The sequence below is a fragment of the Hymenobacter sp. DG01 genome, assembly GCF_006352025.1.
Lineage (GTDB): Bacteria > Bacteroidota > Bacteroidia > Cytophagales > Hymenobacteraceae > Hymenobacter.
Window position 1 is genome coordinate 507,702 of sequence record NZ_CP040936.1, and the last position, 15,226, is coordinate 522,927.

The window sequence follows — 15,226 nt, forward strand, 5'->3', positions numbered from 1 at the left end:
AGATGTAGAACACCAAAGATACGGTCCTTGTTCAGAAACATTCTAAGAACTAGGATTCAGAACCACACTAAATACGGTAATGGTGGTTAAGTCACGACCGTAATAGAGTTTATCGAGGGCCTCATACGCGTTGTGGGCCCGGAAGTAAGAGGTCTGCAGCTCCTTGTCGCCGCGCGCGCGCCACTGAATGGTATAAGAGCTTTCTTCGTCACGGTAGCGCTGCACGTACGTCAGCATCTTGCGGAGGGCCTCTAGGCGGTCAGAGCCCGTTTCATAACGGAACAGAAAGCTCTGGTGGTGGCGCGGGTTAACCGTAATCAGGTCCAGGCGCGTCTGTCCCTCCAGCTGCCGAAATTCAAACAGCAGGTTCCCCGGCCCCAGACCAAGGTAGTCCTCGATTTGGCGCTGAATACGGGCACTTTCTACGTGTACGTCGGAAGGGGTAACATCCATTGGCGTAAATGGGGTAGGGGCAATAAACAAGATGAGTGACCGGCAGCCGTTGTGCACAGCTTCCAGTCACTCATCTTCTTTACCAGCTCGCTGATTAGTGGTGCGACTTAGCTACTTCCAGCTCCGGCAGACCGTTCTTCACGCGGTAGTCGTTGATGGCCGACTTGATAGCGTCTTCGGCCAGTACCGAGCAGTGGATTTTCACGGGCGGCAGAGCCAGCTCTTCCACAATCTCCATGTTGTCGATGGCCAGGGCCTCGTCAACCGTTTTGCCTTTCAGCCACTCCGTTGCCAGCGACGACGAAGCAATGGCCGAGCCGCAGCCGAAGGTTTTGAATTTGGCGTCGGTGATAGTGTTGGTGGTTTCATCCACCTCTATTTGCAGACGCATTACGTCGCCGCACTCAGGCGCACCTACCAGACCAGTACCTACGTTCTTTTTGCTTTTATCCAGCGTGCCCACGTTGCGAGGGTTGCTGTAATGGTCGATTACTTTATCGGAGTAAGCCATGGCTTTTGAGAAATTTGATGTCAGATTTTAGAACTCAGAACCTAGACTGAGCACCAAAGCTATAGTATTGGCGCTCAGTTCTAAGCTCTAAAAATTAATGCTCAGCCCACTCAATCGAGTTGAGGTCGATGCCCTCTTTGAACATTTCCCACAGCGGCGACATTTCGCGCAGCTTGGTAACAGCTTCTTTTACGTGGTTGATAGCGTAATCGATCTGCTCGTCGGTGGTGAAGCGCGAGAGGCCGAAACGCAGGGAGCTGTGGGCCAGGTCGTCGCTGAGGCCGAGGGCCTTCAGCACGTAGGAAGGCTCCAGAGAAGCGGAAGTACAGGCCGAGCCGGACGATACGGCCAGATCTTTTACGCCCATCATCAGGCCTTCGCCTTCTACATATTTAAAGCTGATGTTGGCTACGTGGGGCAAGCGGTGCTGCACTGAGCCGTTTACGTAGCTTTCTTCCAGGGTCAGCAGCTCGCGCTCCAGCCGGTCGCGCATGGCGCTCAGGCGGGCGGTGTCAGCGGCCATTTCCTGCTTGGCCAGCTCACAGGCTTTGCCGAGGCCCACGATGCCGGGCACGTTCAGGGTGCCGGAGCGCATGCCCCGCTCGTGTCCACCACCATCCATCTGGGCGGTTACTTTCACGCGTGGGTTCTTGCGACGCACGTATAGAGCGCCTACCCCTTTGGGGCCGTACATCTTGTGGGCCGTGAAGGCCATCAGGTCGATGCCGTCAGCAATAACGTCCACCGGAATTTTGCCTACCGCCTGGGTACCGTCCGTCATGAACAGGGCGCCATGCTTGTGGGCAATCTGGGCAATTTCGCGGATGGGCTGAATGGTGCCGGTTTCGTTGTTGCCGTACATGATGGTCACCAGGATGGTTTCCGGGGTCATGGCGGCTTCCAGCTCTTCCAGGCTGATGAGGCCTTCGGCGTTAACCGGAAGGTAGGTTACACGGCCACCCAGCTTTTCAATGTGCTTGCAGGTGTCGAGCACGGCTTTGTGCTCGGTGGTAGCCGTGATGATGTGGTTGCCCTTCTGCGAGTACATCTCAAACACACCCTTAATGCCGAGGTTATCGGATTCGGTAGCGCCCGAGGTGAAGATAATTTCTTTGGGGTCACAGTTAATCAGGCCGGCAATCTGCTCGCGGGCGTAATCCACGGCTTCTTCGGCAGCCCAGCCGAAGGGGTGGTTGCGCGAGGCAGCGTTGCCGAATACCTCGGTCAGGTACGGCATCATCGCCTCCAGAACGCGCGGGTCGAGGGGCGTAGTAGCGTTGTTGTCGAGGTAAATAGGTAGCTTGAGCATGGCTCGGGGGTCTGGTTTCAGCGGAGAATCATTCGCAGGTAGAACACAAAAAACCAGCAACTGGTTTTACTTTCTTCCCACATTTGTGATGCAAAAGTAGAACAAATACAAAGAAGCCGCGCTATGCGGCTACCCCGCTTTTTCGATCAAACCTATGCTCACCAACCTCGAACACCTCGGCCTTGCCGTTAAAGACCTGGAAGCCGCCACGGCCCTCTATACAAAGCTGCTGGGCCAGGAGCCCTACAAGCGCGAGCATGTGGCCTCCGAGGCCGTAGATACCGTGTTTTTTCAGGTGGGAGGCTCCAAGATAGAGCTGCTGGCCGGCACCTCCCCGGAAAGCGCCATCACACGCTACCTCGACAAAAAGTCCGAAGGCATCCACCACGTAGCGTTTGAGGTGGACGACATCCGGGCGGAAATGGCGCGGCTGCGGTCCGAGGGCTTCACGCTGCTGAATGAAGAGCCCAAGCTAGGCGCCGACAATAAGCTCGTGTGCTTTATACACCCCAAGTCGGCCAATGGCGTGCTGGTCGAGTTGTGCCAGACAATCAAGTAGAAGCCCGGAATGAAGACTGGGATATTGTCTTCGGTAGTTACCAGTGTTGAGACTGCCAGGCCAACGCTTACTTAGATTATAAGAGACTGACCAATGAGCACGAAATTCTTTCGGGAAGAAGTAGAGGCTGCCGTGGACGCGCTGCTGATGCAGCAGGTACTTCTCTACCCCACCGACACGGTCTGGGGCCTGGGCTGCGACGCCGAGCTGCCGCGGGCCGTGGAGCAGGTGTACAAGCTCAAGCAACGCCCCGCCGAAAAAGCCTGCATTGTGCTGGTAGCCGACGAGCAGATGTTTGCCCGCTATGCCGAGGTAGTGCCTCCTAACCTGCCCGAGCTGCTGGCCACCCAGACGCGGCCTACTACCTACGTGGTGCCCGGTAGCCGCCACCTGGCCCCCAACCTGCTGGCCCCCGACGGCACCATTGGCCTGCGGGTGGTGCTCACCGACGAGTTTTGCCAGAAAGTGGTGCGCCGCCTGGGCCACGGACTGGTTTCGACTTCGGCTAACCTGAGCGGCGAGCCTACCCCCGCCATTTTCTCGGAAGTAAATCCCGTGCTGGTTCGCCAGGCCGACTATGTGGCCCGCTGGCGGCAGGACGATGAAACCCGCTCCCTGCCCTCGCGGGTGGTGCGGGTGCTGCCCGATGGCAGCCTGGAAGTGCTGCGCGACTAAAACATGCCTGCGCCAGGCACAGGGTTGCTGCTAAGAGGCCGTGCCGAAAGCCCAACAAAAAAATATGGGATGGCAGCAGGAACTAGGGGTTACCTTACAGAGGGTAAGCGTATAGAAGGAAAGTTTCACCCTGAATGTCTTCGTCATGAAATTCTCTTTCAAATCTCTGCTTGTTCTGGCTGCTTTCGCTCCTTTCGCTCTGGCTTCGTGCTCGGAGAAAACCCAGGAAAACGCGGAAGCCACCGCTGAAAGCGCTGCCAATGATGCTGCTGCTAACACCGAGGCTGCCGGCGACGCCATCGAAAATACCACCGACAAGGCGGCTGCTGAAGTAAACGAAGCCACCACGCCGACCACCGGCGACACGGCCGTTGTACGCAACCAGCCCGCCAACGGCGCGGTAGAAGAAACTCCGGTTAAGCATTAATTCAGCCCTGCGGCTACCACATGCAAAGCTCCTTCGGCCCGGCGCCGGAGGAGCTTTTTGCTGCCCGATGCGGCCGGTTTTGGCTCTGCCGTAGCCCCGCTCGTGCTACCTTTGTCGCATGAATCAGCCTCAACTGCCCGCCCTGCCTTTATTTCAAACCATTGCCGAAGCTGCCGGTGAACTGGGCTACCCCGCCTACGTTATTGGAGGCTACGTGCGGGATTTGGCCTTGGGCCGGGAAAGCAAGGATGTGGATGTGGTGTGCGTAGGCGATGGAATTGAGTTGGCTCAGGCCGTTGGCCGCAAGCTGCCGGGCCGGCCGCGCGTGACGGTGTTTAAGAACTTTGGCACGGCCATGCTGCCTACCCCCGAAATTGAGGTAGAGTTTGTGGGTGCCCGCAAGGAAAGCTACCGCGCCGAAAGCCGCAAGCCGGAGGTAGAAGCCGGCACCCTGGAGGAAGACCTAGCCCGCCGCGACTTCACCATCAATGCCCTGGGCCTGAGCCTGAACCCCGTCGATTTTGGGGCTCTCGTGGACCGCTACGACGGCATAGGCGACCTGCGGCGCAAGCTGATCCGCACGCCGCTAGACCCTGATATTACTTTCTCCGATGACCCGCTGCGCATGCTGCGCGCCATTCGGTTTGCTACCCAGCTTGATTTCGACATTGAGCCTGATACGTTTGATGCTCTGGCCCGCAATAAGGAGCGTATCAAAATTGTGTCGCAGGAGCGGATTACGACGGAGTTGAACAAGATTATTATGGCCCCGAAGCCCAGCTACGGCTTCAAGCTGCTGTTTCAGTGCGGGCTGCTGCAGCTCATCTTCCCGAAGATGGCCCAGCTGCACGGGGTAGAGAAGGTAGGCCAGCACGCCCACAAAGACAATTTCTACCACACCCTGCAAGTGCTGGATAACGTGGTGGCAGCCGGCGGCGACCTGTGGCTGCGCTGGGCCGCCATCCTCCACGATATTGCCAAGCCCGCAACCAAGCGCTACGACAAGCGCGTGGGCTGGACCTTTCACGGCCACGAAGACAAGGGTGCGCGTTGGGTGCCCGGCATTTTCACGGACCTGAAGCTGCCCCTGGGCGAGGAAATGCGCCAGGTACAGAAGCTGGTGCGCCTGCACCTGCGGCCCATTGCCCTGGTCAAGGAAATCGTGACGGACTCGGCGGTGCGGCGGTTGCTCTTTGAAGCCGGCGACGACATCGACCGGCTGATGCTGCTCTGCCGCGCCGATATTACCAGCAAAGACCACCAGCGCGTGGCCCGCTACCTGCGCAACTTCGATGTAGTGGAGCAGAAGCTGAAGGAGGTGGAGGAAAAAGACCATCTGCGCAACTTCAAGCCCGTTATTACCGGCGAAATCATCATGGAAACCTTCGGCCTAAAGCCTTCCCGCGAAGTAGGTGAGCTGAAGGAAGCCTTGCTGGAAGCTATTCTGGAGGGCAAGGTCCGCAACGAGTACGCCGAAGCTTTCCCGCTGCTGCTGGAGCTAGGCAAGCGGAAAGGCTTGGAAGTAGTGAAGTAACTGCGTTGGCGCTTGGGTTGAAGGGTAGCCCCGGAGGGGCAGCCGAGTAATAGAGAAACAGGCAGGTAGTAAGGATTAAAGCCCGAGCGGGGCGACGCCCAATCGTTCAACGATTGGGCGTCGCCCCGCTCGGGCTTTGGTTTCTTGAGGGGGTAGGGTTTGCTACCGATACGTCGCCCCACCGGGGCTACCTAACTATAAGCGGCCAAGATGACCAACTCACCGTTTTCCTATCTCCCCACAAAAAAATGAAGGAAGCCCCGGCCTTCCTGTTGCAGCAGGGGGTAGGCCGTAGCTTCCTTCGGGTCTCACCTTTTCACTCACTCAGATTGACCCTTTATGCGCGTCGTGCTGACAAGGCAATAGATGCAGGTTCGAGGAGGATAGTTGCCTGAGGCGGCTCAGGCGCGATAAATATTGTGCTACTGTGATGTAAAACGGATGCAGAGAAGGAGGGTTACAGCAAGCCTGAGGTAAGGCCCTGATTAGCAAGCCAAGACTGTAAGTAAACCACCTAGGCCGGGAAGTGAGGTAGCTTACCTCCCGGCCCCTGCCGGCTAGTCGATGGCGCGGATGCTGGCGGCACCTACCGCGTCGCGGCGTACGGTGCCGGGCTTGCCGCTATACTCAATCAGGCTGGCACCTACGGCGTTGGCTTCGAGCTCATCGGTAACATGCAAGCGTACTTTGCAGCCGGCCACCGCGTCAATATCGGCGCGGCGGGCCGTGAAGTTGGCAGCGGCTACTTCGCAGCCGCCGGTGCCTTCCAGCTTCAGGCGGTCGGCGCTGCCCTGCAGAGCAGCCTGGCAGCCGCCGGCTAGCTCCAGCCGCAACGCCTGCAGGTTGCCCTGGAAGCGGAGCTGGGTACCCCCGGCCTGCTGTACGCGCAAGTCGCCGGAGTTGAAGCCGTTGATCTGGGCCCGGGTGCCGCCTACCAGCTCCAGCTCATTCAGCTCGGGAGTTTCAATGATGAGCAGCACGTCGTCGGAAGAGCCACGGCGGGAGTCGAACAGGTCACGGTTACGGGGCTGAATGGTCAGCTGCTCCCCTTCGCGCTCAATCTTGATGTCGCGCAGGGCGCGGCCGTTGCCGGCGGCCCGCACGCTGTAGCTGCCACCCTGGCGCAGTACTACCCGGTAGGGGCCTACAATGCTCACGTGATTGAAGTCGGTTTCATCGAAGCGCTGACGCTCTGAGCCGTAGCTGCTCTCGTCTGTGCTGAAGGGCTCTACCTCGCTAAAGTTCAGGCTGATGCTGTCGGTGTCATCCGAGTCGTTGCGACCCTCGTTGTAGTCGTTGCCCTCGTCGCTTTCATCGTTGGGGCCGCCGCGCAGGTCGTTTTCCTTGCAGTTCACGCACTCCACCAGGCTGCCTTTCATGCGGAACAGGAACTTCTCGGGGTGGTAGGGGGCCCGCTCATTCACGAAGTCCTCCGAGTTCAGCCAGTCGGCAAAGGCCTCGCTCATGCGGAAGGTACGGCCTTGGGGCATGAGCAGACGCAGGCGCATTTCCTGGTCGCGGTAGCGGGCTTTGGGCTGGTAAGTGAAGTGGTCGTCCACGCTCAGGGTCGAGTCGTTGAGCACCCGCAGCGTGTGCAGGGTGGACGTGGCAGCCGTGCGGCGGGCCAGCGAATCGGTAGAGCCTTTGGCCGAGATAATGCGCTCCAGGCGGGGCACCTGTCCGCTGTCGATACCTACAATATCCAGATCCACCCACTGGTCGTTGTCGAGCTGGCGGCGCTCCAGCACGAGGCTGGGCTTGGTCAGGCCCGGTAGCGGGGTAGTTTGCGTTACTTCTTCTTCGCGCTGAAACTCGCGGGCCAGGCGGGTGCCGGCCACCGAGCTGCCTACCACACCCAGCAGCCACAGCCCCAGCAGGCTCAGCGTAGCCGTACGGTTCAGGATGGTGCGGCGCAGCAGCAGGCCCAGGCCCGAAAGCAGCAGGGCAAGCGCCGGAATGGCCGTGAGCAGGTAGAAGCTCAGCACCGCCAGTGGCGAAATATCATTGAAGAGCACAAAGGGCTGCAGGGGGCCGAAGTCGAGGTTGTCGGAGGCCGAAATCACGCCCAGGCCTACCCCCAGCATAATCGTAATGGCGAGCAGCAGCGAGAAGCCCGTGAGTACCAGTACGCCCCCGGCTACTACCCGGATGGCTGAGCCCAGAAAGTTGATAAGCGGCCGGATGTTCTGAAAGAAGTTTTCCAGAAACGTGCCTACCGGGCGGTTGTTAGCCGGGGCATATTCGGAGCCGGCGGCGTAAGGGTTGTTGCGCAGATTTTCATCCAGGGCGGAAAGCGTAACGGCGTCGCCGCGCATGCGGAGCTTGTCGGAGGCGGTTTTCGCCTCCGGCAAGAGAATCCACAGAATAATATAGAGCGGGAAGGCAAAGCCCCCGGCAAACAGCCCCACGATGAACAGAATCCGGATCAGGACCACATCTACCCGGAAGTAGGCGGCCAAGCCCGAGGATACACCCCCGATTTTACCGGTGTCGGTGTCGCGGTAGAGCTTCTTGAACACCGGGTCGTCCTCGGTAGGAGTGCCGTCGTAGCGCGTAGGGAGCACGGCCCACAGGATGGCGTAGGTAAGCAGGGATACCACGGGCAGCTTTTCGCTGAAGTTGTCCAGCGGGGTGTCGTCCAGCAGGATGGGTAGTACAATCAGCAGAACCAGGAAGCCCAGCCGCACCCAGAGCGGGTTAACGGCGAAGTAGTGACCCAATCCGGCGGCTACCCCCGCAATTTTGCGGTTGGCCATGTCGCGGTAGAGGCGCTTGGAGCCATCCTCAGCGGCATTGGGGGTAGCGGCGGAAGCCGTGCTGCCGCTGCCGGCAGAGTAACCACTGCCCGTGCGCGCCCCGGTGTAGGTGCCCTGAGCCGAGCCCGTGGCCACCGCTTCGGCCAGAATCTCTTCGTCGTCCTCGGCCTCATCGGCCGTCTGGAAGTCGCGCACCCGGCCCATTTTGGCCGTCATGGCTTCCACGTCTTCCAGCGTAATGACTTGCTTGAGGCCCGAGAGACGAGCGGCGAACAGCTCGGCAATACGGCTTTCGATATCGGCGACGATTTCTTCGTGGCCGCGGTAGCCGCTGAAGTGGGCCTTCACTTCCGCCAGGTAGCGGCCGAGCACGTCGTAGCCATCTTCCTCAATGTGGAAGATCATGCCCTGAAGGTTGATGCTGATGTTCTTTTTCATCTCAGTGCTGCAACAATTCAAGAATAACTGGAAAGGTGAGGGGCGGCTCTTAGAGCAGCGGTTCCGCAGGGAGGCTGCCAGCGGCGTGAGGCTTCTGGCGGATAATGCGGATGGAATCCTGGACTTCTTCCCAGGTCAGGCGCAGCTGGTGCAGAAACTCCAGGCCGGCGGCGGTGAGGGTGTAGTACTTGCGGGGAGGGCCACTGGTCGATTCTTTCCAGGTGTAGTCCAGCAGGCCCGCGTTCTTGAGGCGCGTCAGCAGCGGGTAGAGCGTCCCTTCCACCACAATCATGCGGGCTGAGGTGAGCTCTTCGAGCATATCCGAGGCATAAACCTCTCCGCGGGCAATGATTTCCAGAATGCAGAACTCCAGGATGCCCTTCCGCATCTGCACTTGGGTGTTCTCGACTTTCATGGGCTGAGGCAGATATCGGTGAAGAATGAGTCAAAGATAACTAAAGGTACTATGTAACACAAGGTACTAGTGAAAATAATTTTTGGTTGCGTTTCCGGGCGAATATTTCAGCGTGAGCCTGCGGTACAGCGGCCCAAGCTGCCGTGGCTTGCAAGGAAGAAGAGGGGTAGGGGTGGACAGCCTGGAGCAGCTTTGGGACGGTAGGCGGGGGTAGGGCCAGCTTTTGAGAGGGAGCAGAAAAGCGCAAGCCAAGAAAGCAGCGGCGCTTTTTAGCGGCTGAAAGTCAGGGTTAACCGAGAAGTCCAAATAGGCGCGCACTATTAATGAGTATCTTGCGTTGCAGCCGCGTCAACTTTTCATCTGTTCCTATCTGGTTTACTTTTCTATGCCGCACTTTTTCCGCTGTACTACCTTATTAGCGGCCTTTGGCCTGAGCATAGGGGCCCTGGCCCCGGCGCTGGCACAGACCAAGACGCCCAAATACAGCAATGAATTTCTGAACATAGGGGTGGGCGGCCGAGCCCTGGGCATGGGCAAAGTGCAAGTGAGCCTGGCCGATGATGCCACGGCCGGCTACTGGAATCCGGCCGGTCTGGTCAGTCAGAAAACCAAGTACGATGCCGTGCTCATGCACTCCGAGCTGTTCTCAGGCATCGTTAAAAACGACTACGCCGCCTTCTCCATGCCCCTCGACGATAAGAGCGCCATTGGGGCCAGCTTTATCCGGCTGGGGGTTGATGACATTGCCGATACCCGGGCCCTGGTGAACGAGTACGGCTACATTAACTACGACAATATTCGTTACTTCTCCGTGGCCGATTACGCCGTGCTGCTGTCTTACTCCCGCAAAATTGGGTCGGTAGAGGGGCTGCAGGTGGGCGCCAATGCCAAGGTGGTGTACCGCAACATCGGCGACTTCGCCAATGCCCTCGGGTTTGGCATTGATGCCGGCGCCCAGTACCAGCGCAACAACTGGCGTCTGGCCCTGATGGCCCGCGACATTACCACCACCTACAACGCTTGGTCCATCAACTCCAAGCAGTACGAGGGCTACGCCGTAGATACGGACTCTATTCCGAAGAACAGCACCGAAATCACGCTGCCCACCTTCGTGTTCGGACTCGGGCGCACCCTGAAGCTGCCCGGCGAGTTTACTGCCACTGCCGCCGTGGATCTGGAACTGACCACCGACGGGCAGCGCAACACGCTGGTATCGTCGAAGGCCGTCAGCATTGACCCGCGCGTGGGTCTGGAAGTAGGGTACAAGCAGTTGGTGTACCTGCGCGGTGGCGTAGGCAACATTCAGCAGGTGCAGTCCTTCACAGGGCAGGAAGAGTGGAAGGTGCAGCCCAGCCTGGGCGTAGGGTTGGCCCTGAGCGGCCTGCGCCTAGACATGGCCCTCTCGCGGCTGGCCGTGGAGAAGCTGGGGCAACAGTCGCAGCCTACCTCCATCATCGTGTCGCTGGGCTACGGCTTCAAGTAGGCCGGCGTCCCGCGCCGCCGGCCTACCCTGGCGGCGTTAGTCAACTACCCGGAAATTATTAAGTAGATTTTGTATGAAACAGGCTTACCAGAAACAGGGGTGGCTGTTGTTACTGCTCCTGCTGGTGCTCCGAATTCCGGCCGTGCTGGCTCAATCCGGGCCGTACGGCAACGAATGGATTGTGCCCGGCCAGCAGTATTATAAAGTGAAAGTGGCCCGCGACGGTCTTTACCGCCTCGATTACCAGTACCTGCAGCAGGCCGGCATCAGTGGTGTGAGCCCCCAGCAGCTGCAGCTCTGGCGGCGGGGTAAGCAGGTAGCCATTCACGTAGGCGGCAACCAGTCGGCGCTTGACGCCAGCACATTTATCGAGTTTTTCGGGCAGAGGAATGACGGCACTCTGGACCGGGGCATGTTCGTGAATGCCGACGATAACCCCCAGCCTTCCTACAGCCTCTTTACCGATACCGCCGCGTATTTTCTCACCTGGTCAACGGCCACGCAGGGCCGGCGCATGACGCAGACGAACCTGGCCGCAACCGGAGCTCCGCACACCCGGCGGCTGCGTCAGCCTTTGCGCGTCTATACCGATTCCTACAACGTCATCAACGACGAAACCAACTCCTACCAGCCCTGGTCAGAGCGGGGGGAACATTTCCTGAGCGGTGATTTCGGCAGCAATACCTTTACAATAACCCTTGACTCGGTGTGGGCTTTTGCCAGCAACGGTCCGGCTCCCCGGGTAGTGGTGCAGGTAGTGGGTAAAACGGTTGGAGCCCACCGGTCGCAGATAAGTGTGGTGGGCGCGGGCGGCACGGTCCGCACATTGGGCACGCTCGAATACTCCAACTTCGACTACGCCCGCGGAACCTACACCCTGCTACCCTCCGACAGGTCGGCTGACGGACGCGTGAGTTTGCAGGTAACGCAGTTGCTGGGCACCAGCAGCAACACCCGGGTTGGTGACCGGGCCCGGGTAGCCTTCGCCCAACTTACCTACGGGCAATCAGTCCGCTGGCCCCAGCGCCAAAGTCAGCTGTTTTTCAGCAACGACTCCACCCTAAGCGGCCCCGCCTATTACCTCCTCGACTCCATTCCGGCTACGGTGCGGGGCTACGATATTACCAACCCTTATGCCGTGCAGCGCGTGGAAGGCCAGACGGCCGGTGCCAGCCAACGCGGCTTTGTGTTTGCGGATGCTACCGCTCGTACCCGGCGGCTGCTGTTGGCCGATGCCAGCCGCGCCCTGGTGCCGGTGCCTGCCAAGCGAGTGTATTTCCGGTCTATTTCGCCGGCCGCGCACAATTTCATCATCGTAACCAGTCGGGTGCTTATGCATGCGGCTGGTAGCACTGCTAATCCAGTACGGGCCTATGCCAACTACCGGGCTAGTACCGGCTGGGATACATTGGTGGTAACCTCCGAGCAGCTCTACGACCAGTTTCATTACGGGGAGCAATCGGCGTTGGCCGTGCGACAATTTGCCCAGTGGATGCTGGCAAATAGTTCCCGGCCCAAGTCGTTGCTGCTGCTGGGCAAGGGAATTGGGGTAAGCGAGTTCTGTGGCGTTTCCTTCCGCAAAGACCCTGAGAATTACCGGGACTGTTTGGGCAACACGGGCAGCTCGGCAGTAGTGCGCAATCTGGTGCCAGCCAGCACGCGCGGCATCTCCGACATCTTTTTCACCGCCGATTGGCAGAACGGCCAGTACTGGCCGCGCATGAGTACCGGGCGGGTACCAGCCCAGACGCCTCAGCAGGTGCTGAATTATTTAAACAAGCTGAAGGAGCACGAGGCGCTGGGATACGAGCCCTGGCGGCGCAACGTGCTGCACATGGTGGGCAGCCAGAGCCCGCTTGATGCTACTATATTCGGAGGATACCTCGATAAGTACACCTCCTACGTACAGCGGCCTCCATTCGCCGGTACTGTGGTAAAGACCTATCGCCGTGCCGACTACCCAAACAACATTCCGGGCACTACTCCGCTGAACCTGGCTCAGGATTTTAACGCCGGTCTGTCGTTTATTTCCTACTTCGGTCATGGCGGCCCCAACGTGTTGGCCTGGCCTATTGCGGATATCAGAAACCCTGCCTTTGGGTTTGCCAACCAAGGCAAATATCCGGTGTGGTACATAAGCGGCTGCTCGGCCGGTAATGCCTTTACTTCTTACGGCTCTTTTGGAGAAAACTATGTGCTGGCCGAAGCCAAGGGCGTAATTGGCTTCCTGAGCGAATCGGATCTTGGCTTTCCGGAACCGTTGGATGAGCTGCACACCGAGATTGTAAAGTTGCTTTTCTCTGATCCGGTGTGGTACGGCAAGCCCGTGGCAGAAGTGCAGCAGGAGGCGAACCGTCGGTTGCAGAGTAATACCGCGCCTTCCAGCATCAGCTCCCTGATGAACACCATCTGGCAGGGCGACCCGGCCCTGCGCCTGTTCTCGCCCCTTAAGCCCGACTTCCAGACGGCCAGCAGCCAGGTGCAGTTTTCGCCCGCCGTAATTCCCATCACGGCGCCCAGCTTCAACCTTAAAGTGACCGTCAACAACCCCGGCCGCAGCTTGGCCGGCAGCCCCCTGGATATTCGGGTGACGCGCAGCTACAACAACGGCCGGCCCAACGAGGTACTCCTGTTCGAGAACCTGCGGCAGGCTCGCCACGATACTACCTACACCCTGACTATCACGAACCCCGGCACGGGCAGCATTGCGGGCCTCAACACCTTCCTGGTAGAGGTGGACCCGGCTAACAAGATTGACGAGCTAGATGAAACGAACAACCAGGCTACCGTTACCTATACCTTCCTGACCGGGGGCGTCACGGCCCTGAGTCCGCCGGAGTTCGGCATTGTAGGCAGCACGGCCGTGCGCCTGGTAGGCCAGGACAATGCCCTTGCCCTCACGAGCCGGGAGTATGATATGGAGCTGGATACGGTGCAGACCTTTAACAGCGCCCAGCTTAAGAAAACCACCGTGGCCGCAGTAATGGTCCCCGAATGGAACCTGACCCTGCCAACCTTTGCCGGGCGCGACAGTGTGGTATGGTACTGGCGCCTGCGTCTGCGTGCTCCCCAAGGCGACGAAAGCCCCGAGTGGGCCGTTAGCTCGTTCCGGGTTATCAGCGGCCGGAACGGGGGCTGGTCGCAGAGCCACCCCGGCCAGTTCCGCCGCGACGAGCGCACCGGCATTGAAGTAGCCGTGCCCGGCGGGCAATGGAGCTTCGCGGCCGGTACCCAGGAAGCAACCGTTACCTCTACCCGCATTGGTCCGGCCCAGGAGTGGCAGTCTTTGCACCACACCATCCGGACCAGCCCCACCGGCAACTACACGCTGCGTCTGCTGGGTATTGACTCCCTGGGCACCGTGAAAGAGCTGATGGCTAATGTGGGCAGCCGCCTGCAGTCGTTGGCGGGCATATCGGCCAAAGAGTACCCCTATCTGCAGCTGCAGGCCGTACTGCGCGAAACTGGCTCGGGCCCAGCGCCCCAGCTGGAGCAGTGGTTGGTAACCTACCAGGGCGTACCCGAAGGGGTAGTGCGCCGCGACGTGGTGCTGGCCTCCAACCCCACATCCTACGATGCGGCTACCCTGGCCCGCCAGGCCCGCACCGGTACGCTCACCATTCCGGTTACCTTCCAGAACGTGGCCGATTTCGATTTCACCGACCCGCTGGTGGCTCACATTCTGGTGCGCGACAACGCCAACCGAGTGGTGCAGAAAAACGTGGTATTCCGGGGTAGTCCGCTGCTGGCTCATTCCCAGCGCACCTACGAGGTAAAGCTGAACATTGTGGGCCTGAACGGCACGCTCAGCGGTCAGATTACGATGAACCCGCGCCGCCAGCCGGAGCAGTTCTACTTCAATAATGAGTTGGCCCTTCCCTCCTTCGAGGTAGAAAACCGCGACACGGCTCCGGTACTCGACGTGGCCTTTGACGGTCGCCACTTGCTCAACGGCGACATCGTTTCGGCTCAGCCCATCGTCAGCATTCAGCTCCGCGACGCGGATCGGCTGCGACCCATGAAGGACCGCTCGGCCTTCATCGTGACCCTGACCCAGCCCAACGCTACGTCTTCCATCCCGGTGGACTTGAACGCCGCCGGCATCACCTTCGTGGCCGACTCAGCTCAGGGCACGGCGCGCCTGGAGTACCAGCCGGGTAAGGCCAAGCCGCTGGCTGATGGGGTGTACACCCTGGAAGTACAGGGCCGCGACGGCTCCGGTAATCTGGCTGGCTCCGAGCCCTACCGTATTACCTTCGAGGTTATCAGCAATTCCTCTATCACCAACGTTTTTCCGTACCCCAACCCGGTTATCAGCAAAACGAAGTTTGTGTTCACGCTTACAGGTAGCACGGTGCCGCGCAACATGAAAATCCAGATTGTGAGCCTGACCGGGCGGGTAGTCAAGGAAATCATGATGGCGGACCTCGGGCCCCTGCGCATTGGCAACAACATCTCGGAGTATGCCTGGGATGGCACCGATGACTACGGCGACCGGCTGGCCAACGGTACCTACCTCTACCGGGTAGTACTGGACGACCCGAGCAGCAAATTCGAGCACCGCGCCACCAGCGCCGACAAAGCCTTCAAGAAGGGCTGGGGCAAGCTGGTACTGCTGCGCTAGTGGTGAAATAGTGAGTTTTCTAGGCTAGAAAATCCAGTCGCT

General features: G+C 59.4%; 11 protein-coding genes. 6 read left to right on the forward strand and 5 right to left on the reverse strand.

Annotated features, from left to right (window positions below; translation table 11 throughout):
- Positions 1-42: 42 nt before the first annotated feature.
- From FGZ14_RS02125 to FGZ14_RS02135, 3 genes are all read right to left on the reverse strand, one after another.
- Positions 43-453, reverse strand: coding sequence for a hypothetical protein (locus FGZ14_RS02125; RefSeq protein WP_139920732.1), 411 nt, complete (start codon positions 451-453; stop codon positions 43-45).
- 94 nt (positions 454-547) lie between these two features.
- Entirely contained in the window at positions 548-964 is a 417-nt protein-coding gene (gene iscU / locus FGZ14_RS02130) for a Fe-S cluster assembly scaffold IscU (protein WP_054412183.1), read from the reverse strand.
- A 94-nt stretch (positions 965-1,058) separates the two neighbouring features.
- Positions 1,059-2,273 carry an IscS subfamily cysteine desulfurase gene (locus FGZ14_RS02135; RefSeq protein WP_139920734.1) on the reverse strand — a complete coding sequence of 405 codons (1,215 nt, stop codon included), beginning with the start codon at positions 2,271-2,273 and terminating at the stop codon, positions 1,059-1,061.
- 154 nt (positions 2,274-2,427) lie between these two features.
- Here FGZ14_RS02135 and mce point away from each other — a divergent pair, with 154 nt between their 5' ends.
- The 4 genes from mce (at position 2,428) to FGZ14_RS02155 (ending at position 5,468) form a co-directional block, all read left to right on the forward strand.
- Positions 2,428-2,832 (forward strand): methylmalonyl-CoA epimerase, encoded by a 405-nt coding sequence (mce, locus tag FGZ14_RS02140; protein WP_139920736.1) that lies wholly within the window; start codon positions 2,428-2,430, stop codon positions 2,830-2,832.
- Positions 2,833-2,925: 93 nt separating this feature from the next.
- Positions 2,926-3,507, forward strand: coding sequence for an L-threonylcarbamoyladenylate synthase (locus FGZ14_RS02145; RefSeq protein ID WP_139920739.1), 582 nt, complete (start codon positions 2,926-2,928; stop codon positions 3,505-3,507).
- A gap of 145 nt (positions 3,508-3,652) precedes the next feature.
- The gene (locus FGZ14_RS02150; protein ID WP_139920741.1) at positions 3,653-3,934 is read left to right on the forward strand and encodes a hypothetical protein; all 282 of its coding nucleotides are present in this window, start codon (positions 3,653-3,655) and stop codon (positions 3,932-3,934) included.
- Positions 3,935-4,052: 118 nt separating this feature from the next.
- The gene (locus FGZ14_RS02155; RefSeq protein ID WP_139920742.1) at positions 4,053-5,468 is read left to right on the forward strand and encodes a CCA tRNA nucleotidyltransferase; all 1,416 of its coding nucleotides are present in this window, start codon (positions 4,053-4,055) and stop codon (positions 5,466-5,468) included.
- A gap of 557 nt (positions 5,469-6,025) precedes the next feature.
- Here FGZ14_RS02155 and FGZ14_RS02160 read toward each other — a convergent pair.
- Both FGZ14_RS02160 and FGZ14_RS02165 read right to left on the reverse strand, forming a co-directional pair.
- On the reverse strand, positions 6,026-8,662 hold the full coding sequence (locus tag FGZ14_RS02160; protein ID WP_139920744.1) for a PspC domain-containing protein: 2,637 nt from the start codon (positions 8,660-8,662) through the stop codon (positions 6,026-6,028).
- Positions 8,663-8,711: 49 nt separating this feature from the next.
- Positions 8,712-9,077 carry a PadR family transcriptional regulator gene (locus FGZ14_RS02165; protein ID WP_139920746.1) on the reverse strand — a complete coding sequence of 122 codons (366 nt, stop codon included), beginning with the start codon at positions 9,075-9,077 and terminating at the stop codon, positions 8,712-8,714.
- A gap of 385 nt (positions 9,078-9,462) precedes the next feature.
- On the opposite strand from FGZ14_RS02165, the gene FGZ14_RS02170 reads away from it, so the two are divergent.
- Together FGZ14_RS02170 and FGZ14_RS02175 are read left to right on the forward strand one after the other, a co-directional pair.
- Positions 9,463-10,560 (forward strand): PorV/PorQ family protein, encoded by a 1,098-nt coding sequence (locus FGZ14_RS02170; RefSeq protein WP_139920748.1) that lies wholly within the window; start codon positions 9,463-9,465, stop codon positions 10,558-10,560.
- A 73-nt stretch (positions 10,561-10,633) separates the two neighbouring features.
- The gene (locus FGZ14_RS02175) at positions 10,634-15,184 is read left to right on the forward strand and encodes a C25 family cysteine peptidase (protein ID WP_139920750.1); all 4,551 of its coding nucleotides are present in this window, start codon (positions 10,634-10,636) and stop codon (positions 15,182-15,184) included.
- Positions 15,185-15,226 lie beyond the last annotated feature (42 nt).